This is a genomic window from Pseudomonas sp. QE6 (assembly GCF_041379005.1).
Taxonomy (GTDB): Bacteria; Pseudomonadota; Gammaproteobacteria; order Pseudomonadales; family Pseudomonadaceae; genus Pseudomonas.
In genome coordinates this window covers 3,977,373-4,003,504 of record NZ_CP166873.1, presented here as the reverse complement: position 1 = coordinate 4,003,504, position 26,132 = coordinate 3,977,373, and the positions used below count along the sequence as shown (strand labels likewise).

At 63.7% G+C, this 26,132-nt stretch carries 20 protein-coding genes and 1 pseudogene; 2 read left to right on the top strand and 19 right to left on the bottom strand.

Translation table 11 applies throughout. The features are described from left to right. Positions 1-395: 395 nt before the first annotated feature. Together ACAW63_RS18485 and ACAW63_RS18480 are read right to left on the bottom strand one after the other, a co-directional pair. Positions 396-809 (bottom strand): glycine zipper domain-containing protein, encoded by a 414-nt coding sequence (locus ACAW63_RS18485; RefSeq protein ID WP_275607138.1) that lies wholly within the window; start codon positions 807-809, stop codon positions 396-398. Between the two features lie 193 nt (positions 810-1,002). Further along, on the bottom strand, positions 1,003-2,586 hold the full coding sequence (locus tag ACAW63_RS18480) for an amidohydrolase (RefSeq protein WP_371227546.1): 1,584 nt from the start codon (positions 2,584-2,586) through the stop codon (positions 1,003-1,005). Between the two features lie 142 nt (positions 2,587-2,728). Here ACAW63_RS18480 and ACAW63_RS18475 point away from each other — a divergent pair, with 142 nt between their 5' ends. Beyond that, the gene (locus ACAW63_RS18475) at positions 2,729-3,667 is read left to right on the top strand and encodes a LysR substrate-binding domain-containing protein (protein WP_371227543.1); all 939 of its coding nucleotides are present in this window, start codon (positions 2,729-2,731) and stop codon (positions 3,665-3,667) included. 28 nt (positions 3,668-3,695) lie between these two features. On the opposite strand, the gene ACAW63_RS18470 is transcribed toward ACAW63_RS18475, so the two are convergent. The 5 genes from ACAW63_RS18470 to ACAW63_RS18450 form a co-directional block, all read right to left on the bottom strand. Next, on the bottom strand, positions 3,696-8,078 hold the full coding sequence (locus ACAW63_RS18470) for a response regulator (RefSeq protein WP_371227540.1): 4,383 nt from the start codon (positions 8,076-8,078) through the stop codon (positions 3,696-3,698). A gap of 60 nt (positions 8,079-8,138) precedes the next feature. Next, positions 8,139-9,263 (bottom strand): two-component system response regulator, encoded by a 1,125-nt coding sequence (locus ACAW63_RS18465; RefSeq protein WP_371227537.1) that lies wholly within the window; start codon positions 9,261-9,263, stop codon positions 8,139-8,141. A gap of 161 nt (positions 9,264-9,424) precedes the next feature. After that, positions 9,425-9,841: an SRPBCC family protein gene (locus ACAW63_RS18460; protein ID WP_371227535.1), complete on the bottom strand. Its 417-nt coding sequence runs from the start codon at positions 9,839-9,841 to the stop codon at positions 9,425-9,427. Positions 9,842-9,938: 97 nt separating this feature from the next. Then, positions 9,939-10,949: an aldo/keto reductase gene (locus ACAW63_RS18455; protein ID WP_371227533.1), complete on the bottom strand. Its 1,011-nt coding sequence runs from the start codon at positions 10,947-10,949 to the stop codon at positions 9,939-9,941. Positions 10,950-11,113: 164 nt separating this feature from the next. Beyond that, on the bottom strand, positions 11,114-12,010 hold the full coding sequence (locus ACAW63_RS18450) for a LysR substrate-binding domain-containing protein (protein ID WP_371227531.1): 897 nt from the start codon (positions 12,008-12,010) through the stop codon (positions 11,114-11,116). A 127-nt stretch (positions 12,011-12,137) separates the two neighbouring features. Between ACAW63_RS18450 and ACAW63_RS18445 the strand changes: the two genes are divergently transcribed. Next, on the top strand, positions 12,138-12,929 hold the full coding sequence (locus ACAW63_RS18445; protein ID WP_371227529.1) for an SDR family NAD(P)-dependent oxidoreductase: 792 nt from the start codon (positions 12,138-12,140) through the stop codon (positions 12,927-12,929). A gap of 307 nt (positions 12,930-13,236) precedes the next feature. On the opposite strand, the gene ACAW63_RS18440 is transcribed toward ACAW63_RS18445, so the two are convergent. From ACAW63_RS18440 to ACAW63_RS18385, 12 genes and pseudogenes are all read right to left on the bottom strand, one after another. Beyond that, positions 13,237-13,869 carry a hypothetical protein gene (locus ACAW63_RS18440; protein ID WP_371227527.1) on the bottom strand — a complete coding sequence of 211 codons (633 nt, stop codon included), beginning with the start codon at positions 13,867-13,869 and terminating at the stop codon, positions 13,237-13,239. Positions 13,870-13,933: 64 nt separating this feature from the next. Next, on the bottom strand, positions 13,934-14,449 hold the full coding sequence (locus ACAW63_RS18435; RefSeq protein ID WP_371227525.1) for a hypothetical protein: 516 nt from the start codon (positions 14,447-14,449) through the stop codon (positions 13,934-13,936). Between the two features lie 253 nt (positions 14,450-14,702). Further along, positions 14,703-14,837, bottom strand: a complete 135-nt coding sequence (locus ACAW63_RS18430; protein ID WP_371227523.1) for a hypothetical protein — start codon at positions 14,835-14,837, stop codon at positions 14,703-14,705. 3 nt (positions 14,838-14,840) lie between these two features. Further along, a complete protein-coding gene (locus tag ACAW63_RS18425) occupies positions 14,841-15,941 on the bottom strand; it encodes a DUF6708 domain-containing protein (protein ID WP_371227521.1) in 1,101 nt (366 codons plus the stop codon). 215 nt (positions 15,942-16,156) lie between these two features. Beyond that, complete coding sequence (locus ACAW63_RS18420) at positions 16,157-17,107, bottom strand: hypothetical protein (protein WP_371227519.1); 951 nt, start codon at positions 17,105-17,107, stop codon at positions 16,157-16,159. After that, positions 17,104-19,809, bottom strand: coding sequence for a toxin VasX (locus ACAW63_RS18415; RefSeq protein ID WP_371227517.1), 2,706 nt, complete (start codon positions 19,807-19,809; stop codon positions 17,104-17,106). The genes ACAW63_RS18420 and ACAW63_RS18415 overlap by 4 nt, the downstream gene beginning before the upstream one ends. Continuing rightward, a complete protein-coding gene (locus ACAW63_RS18410) occupies positions 19,809-20,375 on the bottom strand; it encodes a DUF4123 domain-containing protein (RefSeq protein WP_371227515.1) in 567 nt (188 codons plus the stop codon). The genes ACAW63_RS18415 and ACAW63_RS18410 overlap by 1 nt, the downstream gene beginning before the upstream one ends. After that, complete coding sequence (tssI, locus tag ACAW63_RS18405; RefSeq protein ID WP_371227513.1) at positions 20,372-22,426, bottom strand: type VI secretion system tip protein TssI/VgrG; 2,055 nt, start codon at positions 22,424-22,426, stop codon at positions 20,372-20,374. The genes ACAW63_RS18410 and tssI overlap by 4 nt, the downstream gene beginning before the upstream one ends. A gap of 127 nt (positions 22,427-22,553) precedes the next feature. Beyond that, positions 22,554-23,072: pseudogene (locus ACAW63_RS18400) on the bottom strand (Hcp family type VI secretion system effector). A gap of 560 nt (positions 23,073-23,632) precedes the next feature. Then, positions 23,633-24,817, bottom strand: coding sequence for an MFS transporter (locus ACAW63_RS18395; RefSeq protein WP_371227511.1), 1,185 nt, complete (start codon positions 24,815-24,817; stop codon positions 23,633-23,635). Beyond that, positions 24,814-25,179: an adenylate cyclase gene (locus tag ACAW63_RS18390; protein ID WP_371227509.1), complete on the bottom strand. Its 366-nt coding sequence runs from the start codon at positions 25,177-25,179 to the stop codon at positions 24,814-24,816. Before ACAW63_RS18390 ends, ACAW63_RS18395 begins: the two co-directional genes overlap by 4 nt. Beyond that, complete coding sequence (locus ACAW63_RS18385) at positions 25,176-26,114, bottom strand: cyclase family protein (RefSeq protein WP_371227507.1); 939 nt, start codon at positions 26,112-26,114, stop codon at positions 25,176-25,178. The genes ACAW63_RS18390 and ACAW63_RS18385 overlap by 4 nt, the downstream gene beginning before the upstream one ends. Positions 26,115-26,132: the final 18 nt, after the last annotated feature.

Below are 26,132 nucleotides of genomic sequence, written 5' to 3'. Positions count from 1 at the left end.
CTCAGTTCCAGCCAGGTTTCGCCTCGTAATCTCCCGCCTGACGCCACCCAGGCGCACGAGACCATCGTGGTGTGTTTCCTGGCTCCGCTGGGCGCTCATGGCCTCTGGATACGCTACGCGCAGGCCGTCCAAGGGCCCGTCGGCATCGTGCTGAACCTTTCCGGAAAATCGGGCAGCGCTGTGCCGCCGTGGGTACCGCCTGGCGCGGAAGTCTATCGGGAGAACAAATCTGCTCATCGGGATTGCCAGGGCTCAGGGGCCGCAACTGCCCCCCCGCGTTCGCCGAACACGCGCCTGCGAGCTGAACTTGGAGTGGAGAGCTCTTCTGACTTGTACTCAGGCTGCAGGGCCACCTTTCGATGGCCTGTCAGCGTGAGTGTCCAGCCTCCCTCACCCTACTTGTGCTTATGTTTGTGCTTGTGGCTCGACTTGTGGTTGTCATGGTGGTCGTTGTCATCCGCCAGGCTGTTGCCGACCGCGCTGCCCGCGGCGCCGCCCAGACCGGCACCGATCGCCCCGCCCGTGGAGCCGCCCATGCTGTTGCCGATCACCTGCCCGCCGGCGGCGCCCAGCCCGCCACCGATGGCCGCTTCGGTCTTCTTGCCGTCCTTCGCCGTTACCGCGCCACCGGCGGCGCCACCGACACCTGCGCCAATCGCCGCGCCGGTGCTTCCGCCGACGGCCTGGCCGACCACGCTTCCCAAGGCGCCGCCCAGGCCGCCACCAACCGCGGTGTTGGCGGTTTCGCCCGCGACGACGCCCTGCGACGCCAGAATGGAAAATGCCAGTGCAGTAAATGATTTGCGCATGATTCAAGCCTCAAAGTGTATACAAGAGGCAAAAGTCTGGAGCACGAGACGCGGCAGGACAACGCGTCTTCGGCTGTTCATGGACCTGAGTCAATGATCCTCCGGGACAAACGGCCGCCCGTCGGGCCGGCGCCCTGCGCGACCTGCCGGCACCCGGCTCATGCCAGGCGCCGGCTCCTGCAGTCCTCGGTGCTCACTCATCGTCCCGCGCGGGAATCCACCACTCCTCGCCCCGCACCGTGCGGATGTACTCCGGCCAGCGGAAGCGGTGCGGCACCTGGAAGTCCTTCGGCAACAGCGGCGCCTGCCACTGCGTGCCACCAATGCCACCACCGGTGCGTTCGTCGAACTCGCGGGTGGCCTCGGCCAGCAGGTCGGGCTCGGTGAACAGTTGGATCAGGGTGCTGCCGATGGTCTTCGACGCCACCTCGATCATCGGGTCGATGGTCTCGCGGATGCCGCCCAGGGCGTTGGCGACCCAGTCCGGGTAGGTGTAGCCGGCCGGCGCCGAGAGCATCGGCCGCGCCACGTACAGGCGCACGGTCGGGCAATGCCAGGTGTACTCGGGGTAGTCGTCCGAGGTCAGGTACTTCTGCCAGGCCGGCATCTGCAGGCGCAGCTGACGCTCGCACTCCTGGGGTTCAATCAGGGCTTCGGTGGCCGGCAGGAAGGGTTCGTCCATCGGCTCGAGGCCGAGGTTCACCTGGATCTCGCGAGCAACCGCAATCGCCGCCTCGCCCCAGGTCGGCGCGCCGATTTCTACCAGGTTGTCGTAGCAGGCCTGGGCCAGGGCGTGGTTGGCCAGGCCGCCACGGGATTTGCAGACCCAGGTCTTCTTCCATTTGCAGCCGGTGGCCAGTGCGGCAGCGGCCGCGTTGTTGTCCATCACCGTGGAGATGGTCTCGGCCTGCTCGATGGAGTCGCAGCGCAGCAGGTACTGGATCTGCGAGATGTGCGGCGGCAGGTTGTCGGCGGTGGCTTGCCCGGCGGTGAGGATGGCTTCGTTGAAGCTCCACAGCCCGGTGAACGGCAGCGTCGAGCGGCGCAGGCTTTCGTTCAGGGTGTAGAAGTGCACCAGCGCGTCGTTGGCGCCCGGCGCGCGGGCCGCCAGGTGGTTCTGCGGGATCGGGCTGTAGCGGTCGGCGGCGATCCAGTTCTGCGGGTCTTCGCAGGTGAAGGTGTAGATATACGAATAGGCGATGCCGCAATGGGTGTCCCAGGTGGTGGTGTTGTTCAGCGGCAGCATGTAGGTGGGGTGGAAGCTGACGGCCGCGTCTATGTCGTCGTAGTAGCCCTTGGCGGCATGCACCGGCTTGGAGGCGCGGAGCTTTTCCGCCGGCTCGCCGAAGAACTTGAGGGTGCCCCTGATGCCGAACTCCAGCATCGCCGCCTTGGCCGCCAGCACCCCGCCCAGGGCGCTCATGCCCAGCGCGGAGTGCGGGTCGGTGTGGCCCGGCGCGTACTTCGACAGGCCCTCGCGCGGCATCGGCCGGGTCGCAGCGGCCTGGCAATTGCCGGGCACCGCATCGTACTCGGCGTAGGTGGCGAGCACCGGGCCCTCGCCGTTGCTGAAGGTGGCGACGAAGGCGGTTGGCATGCCGCCGCTACCCTCTTCCACCGTGAAGCCTTCGCGGCGCAGCAATTCCACATACCAGGCACAGGACTTGTACTCGCGGAAGGCCGGCTCGGCGAAATGCCAGATCACCTGGTGCCAGTCGGACAACTGCTGGCGGTGCTCGTCGATCCACTGCTGGACGTAGGCCTTGAACTTCGACATGGAGGGCTTCCTCATCGTTGCCTGTTGTTGTTGTCGTGTGGCCTAGTATTGGTGAAGCCAAACTCACAACAAGCGAAACAATTTGGCCTCTTTGTCCAGATAGTTTCACCATTCACCGGTAGAGCACCGCCCAGGAAGCCCCATGCACTTTCCCTCGATGACCGCCCTGCGCGCGCTGGACGCCGTGGCCCGGCTGGGCAGCGTCTCCGCCGCCGCCACGGAGCTGAACCTCACCCGCAGCGCGGTGAGCCACCGCATCGCGACCCTGGAGGAACGCCTGGGCTTCGCCCTCACCGAGCGCACCGGGCGCGGCATCCGCCTCACCTACCGGGGCGAGCGCTACGCCCGCGACGTGCGGCGCATCCTCGCCGAGGTGCAACTGGCCGGCAGCAACTTCGACGAGCAGCAGGTCAGCGGCCGCCTGTGCGTCAGCTGCAACCCGGGGTTCGCCACCTACTGGCTGTGCCAGCACCTGGGCGACTTCCTCGCGCAGTACCCGCAGGTGCAACTGCACGTGGTCACGCCCCGCGTGCCGCAGGACACCAGCGCGGCGGAGGCCGACCTGTTCATTGCCTACGGCGCCGGCGACTGGCCCAACCAGATCGTCGAGCCCCTCGTCGCCCTGCACTTCTTCCCGGTCTGCAGCCCGCGACTGCTCAATGCCCGCAACGGCCTGAAATCCCCGGGCGACCTGGCCGGCCATACCCTGCTGCACATGAACGACTTCGCCGATTGGCGCCTCTGGCTGGGCGCGGTCGGGGCACGGGACATCGAGTTCACCTCCGGCGTGCTGTTCGCCGACGCCACCAGCACCATCGCCGCCTGCCTCGCCGGCCAGGGCGTGGCCATCGGCGACAACCTGCTCAGCGGCGACGCCCTGAGCCGCGGCCTGCTGGTGCGCCCCTTCGACATCACCATCCAGTCCAACCGCAACTACTACCTGGTGACCGACCCGGTGAAGGCCGAGCGCGCGGTGGTGAAAGCCTTCAGCGAATGGCTCAAGGCCCGCGTCGCCGCCACCACCCAGAGCGCCATCGACCTGGACCAGCCGCCGCTGGTCTTTCCGCAGGAACCCTCTTGAGTCGAGGGCACTGCCGCCCCGCCGAAACCTAGTGGCTCGCCAACGCAATCCCTCCTAGCCGCTCCAGCGCCAGGTCATAGTCGAAATCGTCGATGGCCGTCGCCAGCGCCTGCAGGGCCGTCATCTCCTCCCGGCCCTGGAAAAGACCGCAGAGCCGGCCGACAACCTCTCCGGCGCGGGTGTCGCTGCGCATCAGCAATTCCCGTAACTGACGTATCAGGGCTGCGGCCTGGCCCGGTTCGGCGGCGCCAGACACCGATTCGGCCTCGGTGCTGGCGAGGAAGCTCGCGAGTCCGTTCTGCACGCGCTGCAACTCCGTCTGCACATCCCCCAGCAACCCGGCGATGTGTTCCGCCGGCAGCTGTGTACGGCAGCCCTCCTCCAGTGCCGCCGCGGCCCCCGCCAGCGCAACAGCGCCAATGTTGGCGGCGGCGCCACGCAGGGAGTGGGCGGCCCTGCGCTGCGCAATCGGGTCGGCTTGCCCATCGATGGCCTGGAACTGCGCGATGAAGTCACCGTAGCCGGCCTGGAACCGGCGCAGCAACCGCTCATACAGGGACTGCTTGCCGGAGCAGGTCGCAAGGCCCGCCTGCACATCGATGCCGGGCAGGCTGATGCCCCGTGACTCGACTGCCGTCACCACCTCGACTGGTTTCGTCCGCGCCGCGCGGTAAGGGGTCAGCCAGCGGGACAGGGTGAGGAACATCGTCGGCGGATCGATCGGCTTGGCGATGTGATCGTTCATGCCGGCCAGCAGCGCTTCCTCCCGGTCGCCGGCCATGTTGTTGGCGGTCATGGCGATGATCGGCAAATTTGCCAGTTCCGGTCGCTGCCGCAGCGCGCGAGTCGCCGAATAGCCGTCGAGCACCGGCATCTGGCAGTCCATCAGCACGCAGTCGAAGTCCTGGTCGGCCGCCAGGTGATCGAGTGCCTCCTGGCCGTTGCAGGCCAGCACCACTTCGACGCCGGCGTCCCCCAGCAGCTCCAGCGCAAGTTCCTGATTCAGCGCGTTGTCTTCCACCAGCAGTACGCGGCTGCCGGAGATCTCGGCCAGGGCTTCCGCCGTGGCGCCTTCCCGCTCGCGGCTGCGTGGCTCGGCGGTGCTTTCCTTGCCCAGGGCGATGTTGATCGCTTCCAGCAGGGTCGAGGGCGTTACCGGTTTGGTCAGCACCGTCTCTAGCTGGACACCCCTCTCCTGCACCGCATCCAGGGCTTCTTCGCGACCGAAGGCGGTCACCATGATCACCGCTGGAACGCTCTCGCAATGGCCCGCCTGCAGGCGCGCGACGACCTCGATGCCATCCATGCCCGGCATCTGCCAGTCGACCAGCACCAGCTGATACGGAAGATGCTGCTGCTCGGCTTCGCTGATCCACTCCAGCGCCTCGATGCCGTTGCGCGCGATGTCAACCTCCAATCCGTAGCTCAGCGCCATGCCCGAGAGGATTTCGCGGGCCGAGGCATTGTCATCGACGACCAGCGCCCGCACGCCGAGCAGCTCGTCCGCCCGCAGCATGCGCCGCGGCACGGCGGCCGGATGCACGCCGAAGCGTGCATGGAAATGGAAGACCGAGCCCTTGCCCGGTTCGCTGTCGACCCAGATTCGTCCGCCCATGAGTTCCACCAGGCTCTTGCAGATCGACAGCCCCAGGCCGGTGCCGCCGTAACGGCGCGAGGTCGAGGAGTCGGCCTGGATGAAGGACTGGAACATGCGCCCGCACTGCTCCGCGGTCATGCCGATACCGGTGTCGCGAACCCAGAAGTGCAGCTCCGACTCGTCGCCGTCGAGCGCCACCGGCTCGATACCGAGAACGATCTCCCCGTGCTCGGTGAACTTCACCGCGTTGTTCCCCAGGTTGAGCAGGACCTGGCCCAGGCGCAGTGGATCGCCCACCAGCGCGGTGGGCAGATCGTGGCTGAGCTGGAACAGCAGCTCCAGCGACTTTTCTTCCGCCTTGAAGCCGACCAGGCCGGAGAACTGTTCGAGCACGTCCTCCAGGCGGAACTCGACATGCTCCACCGACATCATTCCGGCCTCGATCTTCGAGAAATCGAGAATGTCGTTGATGATACCGAGCAGCCCCTCGGCGGAGCGATGCACCTTCTGCACATAGTTGTGCTGCCGCGCATCGAGCCCGCTCTTCAAGGCGAGGCTGCTCATGCCGATGATCACGTTCATCGGCGTGCGGATTTCATGGCTCATGTTGGCCAGGAACTCGCTCTTGGCCCGCGTCGCTTCCTCGGCCATCTCCTTGGCGCGGCGCATCTGCTGCTCGGCCAGCTTGCGCTCGGTGATGTCGTACAACCAGGCCAGCACGGCGAACTCCCCGTGGTGGCGGATGGGCAGATAGGTCGCCAGGATGTCCCGCTCCCCGCCCTTGCGGTCGTACATGCGTACTTCGCGCTCCAGCATCCGCTCGCCGGCCTGCATGTGGCCCCAGATCGCGTCGCGCTCCGCCGGGTCGACATAGAGCCCGCGCGCTTCGTCGCCGGCCTTGAGTCCGAAGTTCTCGTGGAAGGCCGGATTGACCAGGTGCAGGTGTTCCTGGGTCGAGATGGCAACGCTGACCGGGCTGCAGTCGAGGATGTATTGCAGGCGCTTTTCGCTCTCCTGCAGGGCCGCTTCCATGGCGCGCCGCTCGCTGATGTCGCGCACCGAGGCGCATACGCAAACGCCATGACCGAGCAGGTCCGGCAGCGGTGCCAGGGCGATCTCCACCGAGAACCGGCTGCCATCCTTGCGCAGGCCATGCAGGTCGGCGATGGCTCGCCCCATCTGCCGGCTGGCCTGCTCCGCGATGAAGCCCTGGCGCTGCTGCACGTGCTGTTCGCGATGGGCCTCGGGCACCAGTTCATCCACCGAGCGCCCGAGCAACTCGCCCTGGGCATAGCCGAACAGCACCTCCAGCTTCGGGTTGGCCAGGATGATCCGCCCGCTCTGCTCCACCACCAGCATGCCGTCGGGCGCCGATTCCAGGATGCCCTGGTACCAGGCCTTGGTGGCCTGGATTTCGTGTTGCTGGGATTCGAGCTCGTGCTTCTGCGCCTGAAGGTCGGCGGCCTGGCGCTCCATCAGCTCGGCCTGGGTCAGGGTTTCGGCCAGGAGCTGCTCGGTGCGCGAGGTGCGCTCGAGGATTTCCAGGTTCATGGCAAGCAGCGGCACGAACTCGTCAAGCAGCGTCCGACGACTCGGACTCAAACCCTCCAGCACTTCCAGCGCCAGTACACCCACCAGCCGCTCGCCGTGAATCAGCGGCAGTACTTCAAGGAACATCGGCGGCGCGTATTCCCCCTCCAGGGAGCGCTCGGGATTGCGCAGGTGGATCGGCTGCCGCTGTTTCGCGCACTGGCCGATCAGCCCCTGGCCCACCGGCACGCGCCGGGGCAGGTCGGCCGGCGCGGCGTAGCTGCCCAGCAGTACCAGCTCATGGCTGTCCTCATCATGGACATGCACCGAGGCACGCCGCAGCACCAGGGACGGCGCCAGGGCCGCCAGCGTCCGGTCGCCCAGTTCGCTGGAGCCGGCCACCGACTGCATTTCGCTGCTCAGCGTCGCCACCTGGGTCTTCACCCAGCGCTGGCTGGCCATCTGCCGGGCCTCGGACTGCAACGCGGTGATCGCCCGCGCCATCTCGCCCACTTCGTTGGGATAATCCTGGAACGGAACTTCCACTCCCAGCTCCCCCTTGCTCAGGGCATCCACCGAGTAGCGCAGCAGGTCGGCCGGCCGGCGGATCGACAGGCTGATCAGGGTGCCGAACAGCAAGCCACCGCCCACCCCCATGGCCAGCAACCAGAAGGTCAGCTGGACACTGCGGTGAAAGCGCTCGGTAGCGAGATTGACCTCCAGATCGGCCCCCTTGCGCTTGATCTGGGCCACCTCGGCCAATGCCTGATTGGCTACCTCGGCAGGCCGCTGCACTGCCGTGGAGGACAGCAGGGCGATGGCCGCGAGATCCGTGGATTTCCCCGGGCTTGTGGGCTGGTCGTTCAACTCCACCACATGATCCACCTGTGACTGGTATTCCTCATAGGCGGCTTCGAAACGGATCAGCTCCTGTTGGGCCCGGGGTCGAGAGATGAGCGGGCGTGCCTGTTCGATTTCCTCGCGCAGGGTCGCCTTGCCCTCGTTGAACTCCTTGATGGCCTGCCCTCTCCCGATCTCGTCGGTGGCAAGCACGATCTGCCGGACGTTTCGGCCCATGCCTGCCAGCGCCACGCGGGCCGCCTCGATGTGCGAGAGGCCGAGCATTTCCAGCTCGTAGATCTGGTTGATCTGTTCGTTCTGCTTGCGCTGCACGTTCAAGCTGTACAGGCCGAGGAACAGGGCCAGCAGCAGGATGCCGCCAAACCCCATCACCAACCGGGTACGCAGCTTCAGACGCTGAAGATAGCCGAGCGGTGTCACCATCGGGCCGCCTCCTGGCAGGGCTGGCGTGTGTCGATGAAGAGGCTTGCCGCCAGCGCCGGATCAGGCCCGCCCGATCAGGTCGCTGTCAGCATCGCAGAAGCGCTCGGCAATGCCGTGGAACTCATCCTGCAAGGTAAGGAAGGCATCGACGATATCCGGATCGAAATGCAGTCCGCGCTGGGAGCGGATGAACTCCACGGCGCCTTCATGGGGCATCCCGGTCTTGTAGACCCGCCGGCTGATCAGCGCGTCGTAGACATCGGCGACCGCCATCAGCCGAGCCGACAGGGGAATCGCATCGCCGGCCAGGCCCTGGGGATAGCCCGAGCCATCCCATTTCTCGTGATGCCCGTAGGCAATCTGCTTGGCCAGCCGGAGGAAGGGAACGTCCATGCCCAGCCGCTCCTCCGCCGTCTGCAGGGCCTCCAGTCCCAGCGTGGTGTGCGTCTTCATCAGTTCGAACTCCTCGGCGGTGAGGCGTCCGGGCTTGAGCAGGATGTGATCCGGGATGCCGACCTTGCCGATGTCGTGCAGCGGCGCCGACTTGAACAGCAAGTGCCGGGTCTCGTCGTCGAGTGCGGCGGCGAAGCGCGGATGCTGCTTCAGGTACTCGGCCAGGGTACTGATGTAGTGCTGCGTGCGGCGGATATGGTTGCCGGTTTCGTTGTCGCGGGTCTCGGCCAGGGAGGCCATGGCGAGGATGGTGACGTCCTGGATGGCCGCCACCTCACGGGTACGCCGCTGCACTTCCTGCTCGAGGAATTCGTTCTGGTCCCGCAAAAAATCGTTGGCCGCCTTGATGCGCAACTGGTTGTCCACGCGCATCAGCACGGTCGGCGGGTTGATCGGCTTGGTGAGGTAGTCCACCGCGCCAAGCTCCAGGCCGCGCACCTCGTCGTCGGTGGCGCCCTGGGAGGTGATGAAGATCACCGGGATATGCCGTGTGCCCGGCTGCTCCCGCAGGCGCCGGCATACCTCGAAGCCGTTCATGCCCGGCATCATCACATCCAGCAGGATGAGATCCGGCGGCTCGTCGGAGCCGGCGATCTGCAAGGCTTTCTCGCCGCTCCTGGCCGCCTTGACCCGGTAAGGCAGCTTGAGCAGCTCCGTCAGCAGCGTGAGATTCTCGGGGGTATCGTCGACGATCAGGACCGTCGGCCTGACAACGGGACCAGGTGCATTCATTGACCATCCTCCGCCGAAGTGGCTGCGCCCGTGGCCGATCCACCCCTGGCGCAGCCCAGAGTATAGCCACTGTCCTGGCGGACAACGGCGCGTCATCGGGGCCCGGCAGAACGAAAAAGCCCCTTGCCCGAACCGGGCAAGGGGCTTTTCTTCGAGGGCAATCAGACTTCCATGCTTTGCTTCAGCGCCGCCAGACCATCGACATAGATGCCGGTGAACAGCGCGGTGGCTTCCGCGTCGCTGATGCCTTCGGCAGTGAACGAGCCGAACCATTCCACGCGGGCGCCCTTGCCATCGCTGCCAGCCACCACGCGCAGGGTCGACTGGTAGTCGCGTACCGGCGCCGGGCCCTGGAGGATGGTGTAGCTGTAGCTGCGGCCGGCTTCGTTGAAGTCCAGCAGACGCTCGATGATGGTTTCTCCGTCGACACTCTTCAGAGTGCGCACTCGGCCCCCTTCGCTGAGGGCGCTCTGCGGGATGAAGGGCAGCCAGTCGGGCAGCGAATCGAAGCCGCCGATCAGTTGCCAGACCTTGTCGGCGTCGGTTTTGAGATCGATGAATGCAGTGGCCTTGGCCATGATGTTTCTCCCGGGGTTCTGGCCCCAATGATTCGATGATTCAGTGAACTGGTGATTCGAGGCTCGCCGCCGGGCATTGTGCCCGGCGGCGCGAGGGTCAAACCGCGGGAACCGGCGCCACGGCGCTGATCAGGCCCTGGGCGCGCAGATCGTTCCAGAACGCGGCCGGGATGATGGCGCTGAGCGCGGCATGGTCCTCGTTGGCGTGCAGCGGACGGGTCGAGCCGGGGATCGCGGCCACCACGGCCGGGTGGGCCAGGGCGAACTGCAGGGCAGCGGCCTTCACGTCCACAGCATGGCCACGGGCCACCGCGCGGATGCGTTCGAGCTTGGCCAGCACGGCCGGGCTGGCCTTCTGGTACTCGAAGTGCTCGCCACCGGCGGTCACGCCGGAGCTGTACGGGCCGCCGACGACGATACCGACGCCCTGCTCCACTGCCTGCGGCATCACACGCTGCAGGGCACGCTCATGGTCCAGCAACGAGTAGCGACCGGCGAGCAGGAAGCCGTCCGGGCGCGGCTCGTCCAGGTCGAGGGTCAGTTCAATCGGCTCGACGCGGTTCACGCCCAGGCCCCAGGCCTTGATCACGCCTTCTTCCCGCAGGCGGGTGAGGACACGGAAAGCGCCGGTGCGGGCGATCTCGAACTGGGTCAGCCATTCGTCACCGTAGAAGTCCTGGGCGATGTCGTGGATCCAGACGATGTCCAGGCGGTCGGTACCCAGGCGCTTCAGGCTGTCCTCGATGGAGCGCAGGGTGGCGTCGGCGCTGTAGTCGTTGACGATACGGTTGCGGTTGCCGTGTTCGAACAGGCCGCTCTTCTCACCCAGTTCGCGGGCGGCCGGGTCTTCCAGTTCGTCGAGGATGATGCGGCCGACCTTGGTGCTCAGTACGTATTCGTCACGCGGACGGTTGGCCAGGGCAGCACCCAGGCGGGTTTCGGACAGACCGGCGCCATAGAAGGGTGCCGTGTCGAAGTAGCGCACGCCGTTGTTCCAGGCGGCGTCGACGGTGGCCTGCACTTCCTCGGCGGGCACGGCACGGAACATGTTGCCCAGCGGCGCGGTGCCGAAACCAAGGCGGGTGGGGATCAGGGACTTGAGACTCATGACGGGGTTCTCCGGGTTTTGGGGAGTCGCTTGTGAACTCCAGTGGCGGCAATCCTATGCCCACCGACTCAAGACCGTCCAAGTCATAATTAGAAAGACTTGAGACCCTCAAGGTCATAACGTATTTCCATGCCCCGCCATAGCGATTTATCCGAAAGCGCCGGTCAGACTTCCGAGCAGGCCAGCACCATCTCACGGAATTCACTCACGATCGGCCGCAGGTCGACCTTGTGCCAGGCAGCCCACAGGCCGGTGCTCTGCCCCAGCCAAGGCAGCTCGCGCAGCACCACGTTGGGATTGCGCTCGCCGCCGATGCTCTGCTGGATCAGCGCCAGGCCCAGGCCGGCGGATACCAACCCGAGGGCGCTCAGCGGCTCGGCCGCCTCCAGGCGGATCTGCGGGGTGAACCCGGCTTCCACGCAACTGGCCAGGAACTGCTCGCGACGGCTCTGCTGCAAGTGGCCCTCGACCATGATCCAGTCCTGCTCGTGCAGGTCGGCCGGTTCGATGACGGCCTTGTCGACCAGCGGATGTCCCAGCGGCAAGGCAAGGTGCAGCGGGTCGTTGAACACCGGCGAGGCCAGCAGGTCCGGGTCGTCGGCCATCGGCGGCTCGCAGACCAGGGCGATATCCAGGCTGCGCTGGCGCAGGCCTTCGAACTGCTCCTGGGCCGAGAGGTTGTAGAGGGCAATGTGGATGCCCGGCCGCTCCTCGCGCACCCGGCGCAGGGCATCGGGCAGCACCCCGGCATGGATGGCATGGCTGACGTAGCCGATGCACAACCCGCCCGTCTCGCCTCGGCCCAGCCGGCGGCCGAGGGACTCCAGGCGCTCGGCGTGCTTGAGCAGCGCCTTGGCCTCATGCAGGAAAGTGCGTCCATCGGACGTCAGGCGCAGTCGCTGTTGGCTACGCTCGAACAGTTGCAGGCCGAGGCGTTCCTCCAGTTGGGCGATCTGCCGGCTCAGCGGAGACTGTGAAATGTGCAATTGCTCCGCCGCCTTGCCCACGTGCTCGACTTCGGCCACGGCGACGAAATAACGAAGTTGTCTGAGATCCAGCATATGACCTTCTAGGACTCAAGTATGTCGAATTAAGTTATGTACGATCTTACAGGGCACCCCTAGGATGTCGCCAGATCCAGTCGATTAGCGGCGCATCCCGTGCCCCCCCTGGATGAGGATTACCAACATGCAGATCGATCTCGGCGGCAAGACCGCCATCATCAGTGGCTCCACCGGCGGCATCGGCCTGGGCATCGCCCGCCAGCTGGCCGCTTCCGGCGCCGAAGTCGTCATCGTTGGCCGTAACGCGGCTTCCGTCGACCAGGCCGTGGCCGGCATTCGCGAAGCCAAGGGCAAGGCCCGTGGCGTGGTCGCCGACCTGGGCAACGCCGCCGGCGCCGAAACCCTGTTCGCCGCCGAGCCCCACGCCGACATCCTGGTGAACAACCTGGGCATCTATAACGATGTCGACTTCTACGACACCGACGACCAGGACTGGCTGGACTTCTACGAAATCAACGTGCTTTCCGGCGTACGCCTGGCCCGCCACTACACCCCCGGCATGGTCGAGCGCGGCTGGGGCCGGGTGATCTTCCTGTCCTCGGAGTCGGGCGTCGCCATTCCCGCGCAGATGATCAACTACGGCGTCACCAAGGCCGCCAACCTGGCCGTGTCCCATGGCCTCGCCAAGCGCCTGGCGGGCACCGGCGTGACCGTCAACGCGGTTCTCCCCGGCCCGACCTTCACCGAAGGCGTGGCGAACATGGTGGCCGATGCCGTACGCCAGTCCGGCCGCACCCCGCGTGAGGAAGCCGACGCCTTCGTGCGCCGCGAACGCCCCAGCTCGATCATCCAGCGCGTCGCCGAAGTCGACGAAGTGGCCGCCCTGGTCACCTACGTCGCCTCGCCCTACTCCTCCGCCACCACCGGCGCGGCACTGCGCGTGGATGGGGGCGTGGTAGATAGCCTGGCGATCTGAGCCAACCTGCATTGAATGAAGCCCCGGCCAGCAGACCGGGGCTTTGGGTTTCTAGGGCATCAACAATTTGTGGGTTGTGAAGCGCACGGAAGTTATCGGCGATCAGTTGGATGGCGTCTCGGCCGGCAGGGCCTGGACCAGTCCTGCACTTCCTTGGGAGAAACGGCACAGCAGGCAGGGTCCAGCCACTGCAGAACTGGATGACCAGAAAGCCGAAGGCATAACGCTGCCACTAATGCTCCTTGCGATAACCCCCGTAGCACACGTTGTGGTAGGCCACGCTGGCTAGATGCCCGCCATAGCCTCCTCAGCCACGGTGGATGTCGTCGAAATCATCCCCTTTGGGGGTCGCCTGGATTCCCTTGGCTTCCTGACTGCGGTAATACGCCTCGACACTGAGCTGAGGGTCGACATGCGGCTCGCGCACGCAGGGTTCCTGCTGCCAGGGATAGGCTTTAACCTTCTCTCGAAGCTGCTTTCCAGAGCCGCGCGACCAGGCTGCGACATCGATGTCACGCCAGTAACGAGGCGGACGCTGGATGGCCATATCGTGAGCAGCGGTGACGGGATCGAGGTGGCGGCTCTGCTCGAGCATCGGCAGGTCCGGCAGCGGCTGTTCGACATCCATGTAGCGCTGCAGGGTGCCCCACACGGCCAGGGCGTTTTCCCGGTCCAGGCCCAGGCTGTGGATCTTGAACGCCAGGCAAAGCTTGTTGCTGGTGTAGCGGTGCCGCAGCCACAGCACATAGTCCCGCCCACCGTGGGGCAGAATCTGCAGTTGCAGTGTCGGGTCGAATTCGTAGAACGGCGCCACGAACGGTTTGCGCCACCAAGTGCGGGCCATGCGCAGCATGCCGTCGCGGCGGTTGAATTCGCTGCCGTCGTGGCGGTAGCAGAGAGCGTACAGAGTCATTAACGCGCCAGCTCCGACGACACCCATTAGCCCCCAACCACCCCCTAGCCAAAAGGCAGTCTGCTCTGACCAAAAACCCCAGAGAGCCTTTTCATGCCAAGCGATATAAGGAAGCCGTTGTTAGCGCTGCCAATCCCATGGCCAACGCAGCGTAACGTCGCCATTCGCTCATCAACCAGAGCCCGGAGAAGGCCCCTGCGACACCTACGACAGTAGGCGCAAACTCCCAAGCCGAGCCCATCTCATTGAGAAGCACTGATACTTTTATGCTCCAGCAGATCCAGGGCAAACCACAACCAGCCAACTGAAGGAGGAAGATCAGCTTGGGAACAATTGCCGAACCGGCGTTATCGAAACGCCAGCGTTCAACATCGCAAGGTGCGAGCTGCTTGCGGCCCTCCTTCGCCTGCGTTTCATAGAGCAGATGCTTGCCTTCCTCCAACTGCTCCTTGATCTGGATGGGAGAATCCAGACCGGCGTAATGCCCCCACTTAAGCGGCGTATCGACGATCCCGCCCGACTCCTCGACAGCGGGCGCCAGGTCTGGCAGCGCGCCGGCCCGGTATGCTGCCGGGCCGTACGGGGTAAAGGATTCCTGTGCACTCACGCTTTGAACTCCGTGACTTCGATCTGCCAGTAAGGCGCATCGCCTGGCTGGGTTTTCAATGGGGCGGACGGAGGTGCGGCACCTTAACCCGCCGACGCCATGCCACCAAATACGCGGCAAAAGTGTGAGATGGCACCAGTTGCGAAATTGCTTCTGACTTACCAACTGATTGCATTGGCCTTGATCGCCGTTTGTATTCAACTTGACCAGCAGTTGCATCGCACTTAGCCACCCATCCTGCTCGCAGGCTGATTCAGTTGGCGCTGTCAGCGGCGAGAAAAACAGCGCCATCGCCGATGGGAAAGCGGCGTCGTTCGCCCGCGCGGGGGCGCTGGTTCTTCAGGTCCAGTTCGTCTTGCTGCTGAGGGGACGCTTTCTTCTTGAACATGGCTTATCCGAATGGCGCCTCAGCCGTCTTGGGCTTGTCGAACTCGGCATTGAAGTGATCCGTGAAGCTCTTGCCCTGGGCATAACTCTTTGCCAGCGCGGCATTTTGCTTGAGCAATTCGGCGCTGGGTTTGGCCCATTGCGCGGCAGGCAGAGGGCGGGACCATTCTTCCACGCTGGCGGGCATGGATTTCATGCTGTAGCGGTGGTCCCACTCAGCCACCCAGTAGGGGAATTTCCACCAGGTCACGACATTCGCCAGGTAGAACCAGAACACCTTGAGCGCCGAGGCGTAACCGTCGCGGTAGTCCTGATGCAGATCGGCGCGCAACTGGTCGAACGTCGCGCGGCTTTCATAGGGCGCTACGCCGGGGCAATGCTCCGAGCCCTTCTCCATGAAGCTGCGAATGGCTTCCCACTTGCCCAGTGCGTGGGCCGGGGTGAGCACGCCGTGGGTGAGGAAGTGCACGCGGTCGGTGACGGGATTGTCCACCGCCAGGCCGAAGGTGTAGGTCGACATCACTGCCGCGCCGGTATAGCCGGCGCTGACCGACATCCAGGCCACCAGGTCCTCCCAGGGCTGGATGATCGGTGTGTCGGAGCCTTCGGGGAGGTAACAGACTTCGCGGCGTTGGCGGTTGAAGCGCAGGGGGCGGGCGCGGGCCTTTTGGCGGGTACTACTGATGACGGCGTATGCCATTAAGGCGCCAAGGACTCCCCCACCCCACAGAGCAATGATGCTGAAAACAGGCAAGCCGCCCCAAACGTTGCCCCAGAAGGTTGTATAGGGGTTGCCTATGGTGGCTAGCCCCACAATCAACGGCAGCACTATCCAGCAGTTTATCCATATAAACATCACTGCCCAGACAGCCATCTGAGCCTGGAAAGCCTTGTTGTAATTGCTGGCCCCCACGTCGAGATATACCTCGTTGACCGCCAGAAAGTTGCCGCCCAGATCCATCGGCGTGGCGCCGGTCGGTGCCGGCAGCGGCGAGAAGAACAGCGCCTCGCCGGTGGGGATGCGGCGCAGTTCGCCCGCGCGGGGGCGCTGGTTCTTGAGGTCCAGTTCGTCTTCCTGCTGAGGGGACGGTTTCTTCTTGAACATAGTTATCCGAGTCACTCCCAGCGCTAAGCGCTAGGTAGTCCGCAGTATGTTTCTCAACAAGAAACAACCCCATCGGCGTCTCGACAGTAGATTGATCTGCCTCCAGAACCTTCATTGGATTCTGCCCGAACTTTACACGAGCTTATTGTAACAGTTGACCAAGACTCATATCAGAGCGACTTCCTTCCCAATTACTGGCTGTCAGCAGCGCTATTTCAGGCAGTATTCTGGAGCTCAAGATCGATCAACCGAGTGGTCGGACCATCCGGACGGAGACGCTCCGCCACTACTTCCGGCCACCCCTTGCGGGCACGACGCTTGGCGACACTGTTGGTGAACTCGTGAACCCAGTTCATTGGATAGAAAAACAGTTCACCAACCAGCATCGCGGCATCCAGCCCACTCAGGTAGTTCTTGCCCTGGTTTTCAGCCTTGTCCTTGCGGATTTTCTCCAGAGTGTATTTGTGCCAGTCGATACGTTTTATCCGCACTGACAACTGGCTTTTCACATAGGCATCGGACTCGCTGTGCTGACCATCCTTGTCAAACCACGGGCCGTTGTTCATGTAGGCGCGGATGTACTCCCAGAGGCTCTTCTGCAGCGACAGCGTCTTGCCCATCGGCAACCCGAGGCTGACCAGAATCTGCTCCTGGGGATGCTCGAAGCGGTGCATCAGTATTTCCAGCGAGGCACAGCGCATACCGCCCATTTGTGGGCCGACCATCATGAACTCGCCGGCAATCGCGCGGATATCGTCCCATGGCGAGTGATAGAGCACGTCGCCTTGCTCGAAATAGACCTCGCGAGTACGTCGATTAAACAAAACAGGGAGGGGCAGCGGGCGAAGGGTTTCCCAAGCAAAGGGAATCAGGAACATCGGAATTCCAAGAGCTAACAACAAGGATAAGGCGTACCACTTGCTGCCGAGTAGCATGACAAGCGATAGGCCGCCGCAAACCATAAGGCTGCCCCCTCCCATCGTTCCAGTTAGTAGCCCTCTATCCGAATCACTTCCAGCGCTAAGCGCTAGGTAGTCTGCCGTATGTGCCTCCGCAAGAAACAAATCCATCGGAGCCTCGCCAGTGGATTGATCTGCCCTCAGAACTTCCATTGGATTCCGCCCGAATTTCATCCGGGCCTGCTGTAGCAATTGGCTGAAACTCATATCCAAGCGGCTTCCTCAATATTTATCGGCGGTAGCGCCAGCCCTGGGACAGGATAGTAAGTGAGTTGTCCGCTGATCTGGTTAAGCTCCTGGCTCTTTTCCTCGTGATAAACGCGTCGGTACGTCGCAACACCCGCTTCCGTCCGCACGCGCGTACCGCCATGCAGGTCGAAGTCACGACCGGTCCATTCCACAACCTTCTTTCGGCTGCCAAAGCCAAATATTCCGCCCCAGACCTCTTCACCCTTGAAGTGAATCATTTCGTCGGTGAGCGACACCTGACCTGGCAGGCGCAGAAGCAGGTAGGTGGTCTGCACCATGCCGGTATAGGGATTGAGTTCATTGAGGCGATAGGCATCGAAACTGACGGGGAACACCACCTTGTAGAACTCCAGCATGCACTTGGTATAGCTACCGGCCCAATCGGCGGGACGGGTGCCAAAGCGAGTACCTTTTACCCAAACCTCTAATGGGGTGTCTTTGGTATAGAGGCGGATGAAGGCGCCTGCGAAGATCGTCAGCGCCAGCCCCAGCGCCTTGGGCGCCAGATGGGGCATTACGCTAAGCCCTCTGGCCATGGCCACAGCTTCGCCAGCCAGCACCGCGGCCCGGGCGGCACGGTAGGCTCGGAAGGCCTGCACCATCAGCGTCAGGTTAGTCGCCGAGACAACCGCGAGCCCTGCGTTGATCGCAGCGGTATCCAGATCACCAGCGCGATAGGCTTCCAGAACCTCCATGCCGTAGACCACGGTATCCAGTCCGGAAACTATGCCCTGCAAAGCAAAGGTGCCGGCCCCTACCCCTAGTGCCTTAGCCAAGGTCGCTTGCGCGGAAACCGACATTCTTCCCGGTGCGTTAACGGCAGCCTCCCAATTTAGCTCGACAACCTTCTGCAGAGTGGCGCTGCCTGCACTGAACACCCCGAAGCCACTACTTGCAGCGTTGAACAGCCCTTTGACTGAGGCTGCATCGTAAAGCTGCTCACCACTCACCGTCAGATTCCAACCCGCCATCATCACCAGCAAACATTTGAGCGGAGCCTGATTCACAGCCTCCTTACTCATACTGAGCAAATCCCGAGGATGAACGGCGGCCAACTGCGAATTCAAAGGCAGCAACTTGGCCGTCTGCGCCGCTTGAGCCGGAACCAGATGGAAGAACGGCAGCGCTTCCTTCACCGCTCCCGCCAAGGGTGTGAGTTTGAAGTTCTTCGGTAGTTGGGAGCGGGTTCCCATCTGCTCGCTAAGCCACTCGCCGATCTGTCGCGGCTCGGCGGCATGTACCGCGAGCCTCTGGCCACTGCGCGCCAGAGAGGCCGCCATGAAGGCCTTGGCCGCAGCATTCAATGGTTGCTCACCATTGGCATTGTGCAGATGCACGCCCGCCACCGGAGATAGTGCGATGAACAACGCTTCCGAGGCACCAGCCAGCTTTCGTTCAGAGAAACTGTTGGCGGCAAGGTTGATCATCGCCGTGAAGGCCAACGCGCGCGCCATCTGAGCACCGGACTGAGCCGTAGCACCGAGGTTGTCGTTCAGGTTGTCCCCGGTATCGAGCAGCGTCTTGAGCTCTGGCACACTCGCGCGCTCATACAGCCCCAGTACCGCCCAGAGCAACCACGGCTTTGCGTCTCCGATGGTGGAGTAATCTAGCGCCTTGCTCAGGGACTTGACCCCGAGGGAGGTCTCCGCCGGGCCGAGGCAGCCGGCGGCGAAATTCGCCTCCAGCAAGGCACGAGCCTCCGGCTGGGTAATGTCGAAGTGGCCACAGGCCGTTTCAAGACTTGCGGGGGTCTTCTGCCCCAGCGTCTCGAACCAGTTCACCCAGAGCGTAGCCAGACGGCGCATGTCGGCAGCATAGGCAGCTTCTTCATCCTGCTGTTGCTTCCACGCGGCTTGCAGTTTGTCGTAGCGGGTCATGCTCGGCATGTTCTGGCGCAGCTGGCTGTCACTTTCGCTCAGTTGCTTGAGAACATCAGCGATAGCCCACTCCTCGGAGTGCTGGGTACGGAATGCATCAAAGCCGGACTTGCGCAGGCGCAGCAAGGACGCGAGGTCCAGCAGGACACCCCATGCATCATCGACCACCGCATAGGCCTGCTGTTCGCAGCGACGCATGCCGTTGAGTGTCTGTGTCCAGTCAGGCGCCGTGGGCGAAGGCTCACAGCTCCACATGAACCCCTTGGGCAATAGATAGTCGCCCAGGGAGGATCGAATACCGTCAGGCTTGCCACTGAACGGTGCAGCTCCGGGCGTCAGGGTGCGCATGATGCGCTGGCGTACCTTCTCGCTCGATTTGGTAGCGCTGAATTGCGCATCGCTCCATTGAGCCGGTGACCATACCAGGCCCAGGCGAGCACCGGCGGGTACCAGGAGATATGGCCGTGAGCTGCTATCGATGACTTTTCCGCCTCGAGCGGTCTCCTTGAGTTGTACCGCGCTGACCTGGAATTCGAGCAGACGCTTCTGCCCATCCTGCCAGACATACAGCCAGCCATCGCGCAGCAACCGGGCGGTGTAATTGAGCGGCTGCCCTTGCCCACCGCCATACGCATCACCCAATGGCGGGAAATTGCCACTCAGCGTAGGTAACTGGAAGGCCGAAGTATCGACGGCAGGCGTAGTGCCAATGGCATAACGCACGGGCCAGACGGCGCTCAGCAAAGGGCATGCCGCTGGTTTGAAGTTGGCAGGAGCCGCCATCAGTCCACCTCCTGTGGATCATTCGCCGACAAGGCCTGGAGCAGCGGCCAATCCAGAACGACCTGGGCCTGCAGCGGATTGTCGGAAGGTCGAGTACAGTCATGCTCGGGCGTTGAGTTGCTCCAGGCGCAATAAGTGCTCCCCTCATGGTGTAGCGAGACTCGGTCAATACCGAACCAGAAACCTTCCGGCCATTGCAGCCCCTCTTTCCATGCCTGGCGCAGAGGCTCTGCCAGCCCCGGTCGCAACCAGAATTCACGTCCGTCCGGTGCAAGAATTCGAAGACGTCGCTGTAACGAAGAGAAAAGTGCCTGGATCGGAATCCAGCTTTCCAGCCAGACAGCATCCGACATGCCATTGGCGCCGGACTGCCAGTGCCGGTGAATGGGGCTGCCGGTGGGCGTTTCGATGAGGATCGTTCCCGCTTCAGCGATGGGCTCATAGTCAGTCCCGCGCAGCAGAAGTAGCGGTGTGAGATCGGAATACTCTTGATACAGCCATTGAATAGCGTCGTCGAACCGCGCCCCATCAATAAGCAACGCAGTAATTGGCTTGTGTCTACTCATGCTCGATCTTCCTTCGCTTTCGCGGCCTCACATACTTCGCAAACACCCGCCTTGCTCTGGCGGAAGACCAGGTTTTGCTTAACCAGAGCCTCCAGAGGCAAGCCCGGTTTATCTGCATCAGCTTGCCGTAACGGCCCCGGCAACAATGGCGCCGCCGGCGTCCCGCTGCCCGGGCTGCCGCCGCTGTTCACCTTCACCGTCGCGCCGCTGAGGACGATCCCACTGGCATCGAGCTTGACGAAACTGCCGCCGGCCTTGAGGGTCAGTTCGCTGCCCGCTTCCATCACCACCTTCAGGCCACCCGACAGGTGAATCTCCTGGCCGGCCTCGACGAACAGGCCGGTGCCGATCTTCACGTGCTGGTTGTTGCCGACGGTGAGGTGGTCGTCGCTGCGCAGTTCGACCTTGCGGTCGCCGTGGGTGGTGCGGTGCTCCTCGGCCTTGAACTCGCTATAGGTATTTGCCTCGACGGTGTCGTGACGCTCGTGGCCGATGCGAATGCGCTGGTCGTTTTCGATGTTCTCGTCCCAGTCGCGCTGGGCGTGGACGAAGATCTGTTCCTGGCCCTTGCGGTCCTCGATGCGCAGCTCGTTGAAACCATCGCCGCCGGGGTAGCTGTTGGTCTTGAACAGGCTAAGGGTCTTGTTCGCCGGAAGCTCGTACGGCACCTGATTCTCGGCGTGGTAGAGGCAGCCGGATACCAGCGGCTGGTCCGGGTCACCCTCGAGGAAGCTGACCAGCACTTCCATGCCCACGCGCGGAATGGCGATCGCGCCGAACTGCTTGCCGGCCCAATTGGAGGCGACGCGCAGCCAGCAGCTGGTCTTGCCGTCGGCCTGGCCCTCGCGGTCCCAGAAGAATTGCACCTTGACCCGGCCGTACTGGTCGCAATGAATTTCCTCCCCGGCGGGACCGGTCACCACAGCGCTCTGGCTGCCGAGGATGCGCGGCTTCGGATGCTCCAGCGGCGGACGATAGGGTACGTTCCAGGGCGTGACGGCGAAGCGGTTGCGATAGCCCTGGTGGAAGTCGTCCTTGAGTTCGGTGGTGTTGCTGGTGATGGACTCTTCCAGCACCTGGGGCTGCTTGCCTTCGTGGTGGATTTCGGTGAGCAGCCAGAGGTCGTTCCAGTCGGCGCGCGGGTGCTCGCTCAACGAGAGGAAATACCCGCTGCGCAAGCTCGGCTGGTCGCTGCGCCCCTCGCCGAGAACGAAGTCGCTGCGGTGGCGTTCCAGCGCGCGCTGGCTGAGGTGCTTGCCGCGTTCGCGGTCGGTGAAGCGGCCGGGGTAGTCGTAGTCTTCGAGGTCCGGCTTGAAGTCGCTGCGGGCGGCGCTTTCGAGGTCTAGCCGTGGCTTCTCGAAATGGTAGTCGCGGCGAGTCGTGCGGCTGGTGCGGGTTTCCAGGCGTTGGCCGAAGCGGCTAACCACCGGTACGTCGGCCACCAGGCCGGAATCCTGCCGGTAGGCCACCGGAGCCAGTTTCGGGAAACAGGTCTGGTCGTCACCGAAGACCAGCAGGTGCTGCTGGGCGCTGTGCTCGAAGTGATAGTGGATGCCCTCCTCCTCGCACAGGCGTTGCACGAAATGCAGGTCGGACTCGTCGTATTGCGTGCAGTAGTCGCGCTTGGGATAGACGGTCGGGCCGAGCTGGAAGCGGTAGGCGTCGGCGAGAATGCCATGCTCCTCCAGAACCTTGCCGATGATCTGCGGCACGGTCAGTTGCTGGAAGATCCGTTGGTTGAATCGATGAGCAAGGTAGGCCAGGCGCGGCACCAGGCTGATCTGGTAGCGGGTCAGACGCTTGCCGGAATCCCCCTGGGCGACCCGGTAGACCTGGCCATGAATCCCGGCTCCATCCTGCCCGATGGCCAGGTAGGCGGCCTTGTGCAGCAGGCTTTCGAGCTCCAGCGCGGGATTGTCGCTGACCAGTTCGAGTTCGAAGCGAAAGGGCTGGTTCAGGGCCTCGCGTCCGGTGAACCCGAGTACCTGCAGTTCACCGCTGGTACCTTCGATGCTCAGGCTGAAATGGGTCTGATTGGCCGGGGCGAACATCCGATGTTCCTCTGTACATTGGTCCGTCATCTCTCATGCCTCACGCAGCATGCAGGACAAATGGACCAGTAGAACGAACATCGGTCAGGACAACCTGACCGATGCGCGTGGCGTCGATCGCTGCGGATCAGGCGGAGATCGGGGTACGCCAGTCGTCCGAGCCGGAAGTGCCGGAGACTTCGTGGGTCCAGACGATCTTGCGGTAGGTGAAGTAGACGTCTTCCAGGTGAGTGAAGTGCGCCATGTTCGGATCCTGGCAGTTCGGCATGCGCGACTGCACGTCGACGATCACCGCGTCTTCCAGTTCGATGGTGAAGTAGTGCTCCTGGGTACCGGTGGAGGAAGTGCGGTACCACTCCAGGCGGCACTTGTTCAGGCGCTCGCCGGAGGTCAGGGCGTTGAAGATCAGCGGCGAGGACTTGTCGAAGACCTTGGTGATCATCAGCGGTTTGTGCACACGCTAGCCAGTCGGTTGGCCGGACTGAGGGTCACGCGGGATGATGACCTGGTGGTTGAAGGCCTGGACCAGGACCTGGTCTTCGTGACCTTCCTGGAAGATGTTGCCGACCGAGTCCTCGGTGAAGGTGCCAGCGGTGATCAGGCCTTGCTTGGTACCTTCGAGGGACAGATACGCGGGGGTTGGCATGAAAGCTCTCCTTGCAAGTACTTGCATGTAAATGGGGTTACCCCAAGGTCATCTACCTCGAGGCAGAAGGCCCCAAACAAGCCGCGTGCCAGAAACCTCCAACCCGTTGCGGGACTAAAGCTCCACCCTCTACGCCGGATTCTTTGCCTCCATTTTTCCGGACGAAAACCTGGAAACTCATGCAAAACTTGCACAGGACTCTGCAACTACTTGCGCATATCAGCGCGCACCACATCAGGTATGGCTTCCAGAACTTTTTTCCTCGTTTTTTTCAATTTTGGGTGACAAAAACTTGCACACGCCCCATCGCCCTCCTTGGCGGAGAGAGGGCGGATTTCGGCGCCGAGATTTGACGCTTGTGCAGGGTGGAGTCACGGTGGAGAGCGTTTTTGCTTGTATGAGCGGCAGGCCCCTTTCCACTCCTCAGCCAGAGAAGCGAAAACCGAAAGCCCACGGGCACGATGCGCCAGGCAAGGTCAGCAGCCCTTCCCGACGAGGAAACAAATGAAAAGGCCGCCTCGCATGGAGACGGCCTTCTCGAACAACCTTCCCGAGCGGAATCAGGCACTGTCGCGCGAGACGCTATCCGCCGTTTCAAGCGTGACCTTCTGCGCCTTCCCCAGCCATACCAGCAGCAGCCCGGCAGCGGCCAGCAAGCCGCCGGCCATGGGCACCGCTGCGTAGCCAAGATTCAGGCTGATCACCCCGCCGCCCAGTGCCGCGCCCACGGCATTGCCAAGGTTGAAGGCACCCACGTTGATCGACGAGGCAAGCCCCGGGGCCTCGGCGGCGGCGTGCATCACACGCATCTGCAGCGGCGGCACCACGGCGAAGGTGGCCACGCCCCACAGCAGCAGGCCCACGGCAGCACCCACATGGCTGCTCAGGATCAGCGGCAACAGCAGCATGATCACCGCCAGCGCGCCAAGGAAGATGCGTGCCGAGCCATCCAGCGACCAGTCGGCAAGACGGCCGCCCAGGCTGTTGCCGAGGGTGAAGCCGACACCGATAAGCACCAGCGCCAGGGTGACGAAGCTGTTCGAGGCGCCGGTCAGCTCGGCCAGCACCGGGGCGACGTAGGTGTAGAGGGTGAACATCGCGCCCGCACCCAGCACCGTGGTTGCCATCGCCAGCAGCACGCTGGGCCGGGCAATCACTGCCAGCTCTCGGCGAACGTGGGGCACCATGCCGCGTTCGCCCTTGGGCAAGGCGAACCACAGCGCCGCCATGGCCAGCACACCGAGCCCGGCGGTGCCGGCGAAGGCCAGGCGCCAGCCAACCTGCTGGCCGACCCAGGTGGCCGCCGGGACCCCGCCGATGTTGGCGATGGTCAGCCCCATGAACATGGTCGCCACCGCGCTCGCCCGTTTGTCCCTGGGCACCACACTCGCCGCCACCACCGCGCCAAGGCCGAAGAAGGCGCCATGGTTGAGGCTGGTGACCAGCCGCGAGGCGAGCAGCGTGTAGTAATCCGGCGCCATGGCCGAAAGCAGGTTGCCGACCGTGAAGATGGCCATCAATGCCATCAATGCGGCGCGCTTGCCGAAGCGACTGAACAGCAGGGTCATCACCGGAGCGCCGACCATGACGCCGACCGCGTAGGCGGTGACCAGCATCCCCGCCGTGGGGATGCTGACCTGCACGCCATCGGCGATCACCGGCAACAGCCCCATCGGAGTGAACTCGGTGGTGCCGATGCCGAACGCGCCAATGGCCAGGGCGAACAGAACCCGACCGGATTTCATTTTCCGCTCTCCTGGGCCCCGTATTCGGCGGGGCCGATTTCCGTCAGCGGGCCCTGCATGCGGTAGAAGCTGAGGTCCGTGGCGGTGAAGAACGCCTGCGAGCGCCCGTTGGCGAAGTCGTCGACGTGGACCACGGTGGCGCCGTCGGCTTCCTGCCAGGAGATCACGTAGACGCCCTCGCCAATTTCCTGCCACTGGCAGGCCGCCTCGCCACGGGCACCGGCGTAGGGGCCGGAGACGATGGCGTAGCGGATGCTGTTGCCGTCCGCCGAATAGACGTTGTGGGCGGACAAGCCGTCGTAGTCGACGCGGAAGCCGCGGCCGGCGAATAGCGGGCGTGAGCTTTGGTCAGGTTTGCTCATTTGATCGCCACCGGATTGATGTTGACCTGGGTCGAACCGACGTACAGCGGCTGACCGAGGACGAAGAGGAACTCCCAGGCCTGGTCGCGCACCAGGGCGCGGCTGTCGATCAGTTCCAGGTTGTAGATGCCGCGCTTGGCAAGCAGGTACTGGTTGACCGGGAACTCGTCCTTGCCATGGGGATTGGGGTAGACCTCCGAGGCCCAGGTGTCGCCACCGAAGGCGACGATGCCCTGGTCGGCCAGCCACTTCGCAGCCTCCATGCCGATGCCCGGCTCGACTTCGAGGAACTGCTTGTTGTCCTTGCCGATCAGCTCCAGCCAGCCGGTGTTGAACAGCACCACGTCGCCCTTGCGCAGGGTCAGGCCTTCCTTCTTCAGCACCGCCTGGATGTCGGCGACGCTGAACTCGGTACCGCCGGGAACGATGGCCTTGCCGTAGTGCGCGGTCATGTCCAGCACCACGCCACGGGTCACGAACGGCGGGACCTTCTCGATGCCGAGCTTCTTCACCCCTTCCACGGTGACGAAGTCGGCGGCCTTGTTGCCGTTGTAGTAAAGGTTGTCGATACCGATATGGCCAATGCCGTTGAGCTGGGTGCCAACGCCGGTCCAGGCGTTCACCAGTTCATCGTTGAAGGTGAACTTGTTCGGGCCGAGGGACTGACCGCCCTGCTCGCCCGGCTGGATGTTGTAGAGGTGGAAGCTGCGGTGGCGGAAGGCCGGCAGGTTCTTGTCCACCGGCACGGCCAGCGGGTAAGTCTTGCCGCTCTTGACCAGTTGCACCGCCTGCTTCGTCACTTCGGGAGTCAGCAGGTTGGCGGCACCGATTTCATCGTTGACGCCGTAGGCGGATGGGTACCAGTCCGCGGCGGAGGCAGTCTGCACGGCCAGCGGCAGCACAGCGGCCAGGGTGAGTGTTGCAAGGGCTTTCATCTTCGAATTCCTGGGTGG

Excerpts from the sequence above, each read along its gene's own strand:
- ACAW63_RS18485 (WP_275607138.1), bottom strand. The coding sequence starts at position 809 with ATGCGCAAATCATTTACTGCACTGGCATTTTCCATTCTGGCGTCGCAG.
- ACAW63_RS18480 (WP_371227546.1), bottom strand. The coding sequence starts at position 2,586 with ATGTCGAAGTTCAAGGCCTACGTCCAGCAGTGGATCGACGAGCACCGC.
- ACAW63_RS18475 (WP_371227543.1), top strand. The coding sequence starts at position 2,729 with ATGCACTTTCCCTCGATGACCGCCCTGCGCGCGCTGGACGCCGTGGCC.
- ACAW63_RS18470 (WP_371227540.1), bottom strand. The coding sequence starts at position 8,078 with ATGGTGACACCGCTCGGCTATCTTCAGCGTCTGAAGCTGCGTACCCGG.
- ACAW63_RS18465 (WP_371227537.1), bottom strand. The coding sequence starts at position 9,263 with ATGAATGCACCTGGTCCCGTTGTCAGGCCGACGGTCCTGATCGTCGAC.
- ACAW63_RS18460 (WP_371227535.1), bottom strand. The coding sequence starts at position 9,841 with ATGGCCAAGGCCACTGCATTCATCGATCTCAAAACCGACGCCGACAAG.
- ACAW63_RS18455 (WP_371227533.1), bottom strand. The coding sequence starts at position 10,949 with ATGAGTCTCAAGTCCCTGATCCCCACCCGCCTTGGTTTCGGCACCGCG.
- ACAW63_RS18450 (WP_371227531.1), bottom strand. The coding sequence starts at position 12,010 with ATGCTGGATCTCAGACAACTTCGTTATTTCGTCGCCGTGGCCGAAGTC.
- ACAW63_RS18445 (WP_371227529.1), top strand. The coding sequence starts at position 12,138 with ATGCAGATCGATCTCGGCGGCAAGACCGCCATCATCAGTGGCTCCACC.
- ACAW63_RS18440 (WP_371227527.1), bottom strand. The coding sequence starts at position 13,869 with ATGGGTGTCGTCGGAGCTGGCGCGTTAATGACTCTGTACGCTCTCTGC.
- ACAW63_RS18430 (WP_371227523.1), bottom strand. The coding sequence starts at position 14,837 with ATGTTCAAGAAGAAAGCGTCCCCTCAGCAGCAAGACGAACTGGACCTG.
- ACAW63_RS18425 (WP_371227521.1), bottom strand. The coding sequence starts at position 15,941 with ATGTTCAAGAAGAAACCGTCCCCTCAGCAGGAAGACGAACTGGACCTC.
- ACAW63_RS18420 (WP_371227519.1), bottom strand. The coding sequence starts at position 17,107 with ATGAGTTTCAGCCAATTGCTACAGCAGGCCCGGATGAAATTCGGGCGG.
- ACAW63_RS18415 (WP_371227517.1), bottom strand. The coding sequence starts at position 19,809 with ATGGCGGCTCCTGCCAACTTCAAACCAGCGGCATGCCCTTTGCTGAGC.
- ACAW63_RS18410 (WP_371227515.1), bottom strand. The coding sequence starts at position 20,375 with ATGAGTAGACACAAGCCAATTACTGCGTTGCTTATTGATGGGGCGCGG.
- tssI (WP_371227513.1), bottom strand. The coding sequence starts at position 22,426 with ATGTTCGCCCCGGCCAATCAGACCCATTTCAGCCTGAGCATCGAAGGT.
- ACAW63_RS18395 (WP_371227511.1), bottom strand. The coding sequence starts at position 24,817 with ATGAAATCCGGTCGGGTTCTGTTCGCCCTGGCCATTGGCGCGTTCGGC.
- ACAW63_RS18390 (WP_371227509.1), bottom strand. The coding sequence starts at position 25,179 with ATGAGCAAACCTGACCAAAGCTCACGCCCGCTATTCGCCGGCCGCGGC.
- ACAW63_RS18385 (WP_371227507.1), bottom strand. The coding sequence starts at position 26,114 with ATGAAAGCCCTTGCAACACTCACCCTGGCCGCTGTGCTGCCGCTGGCC.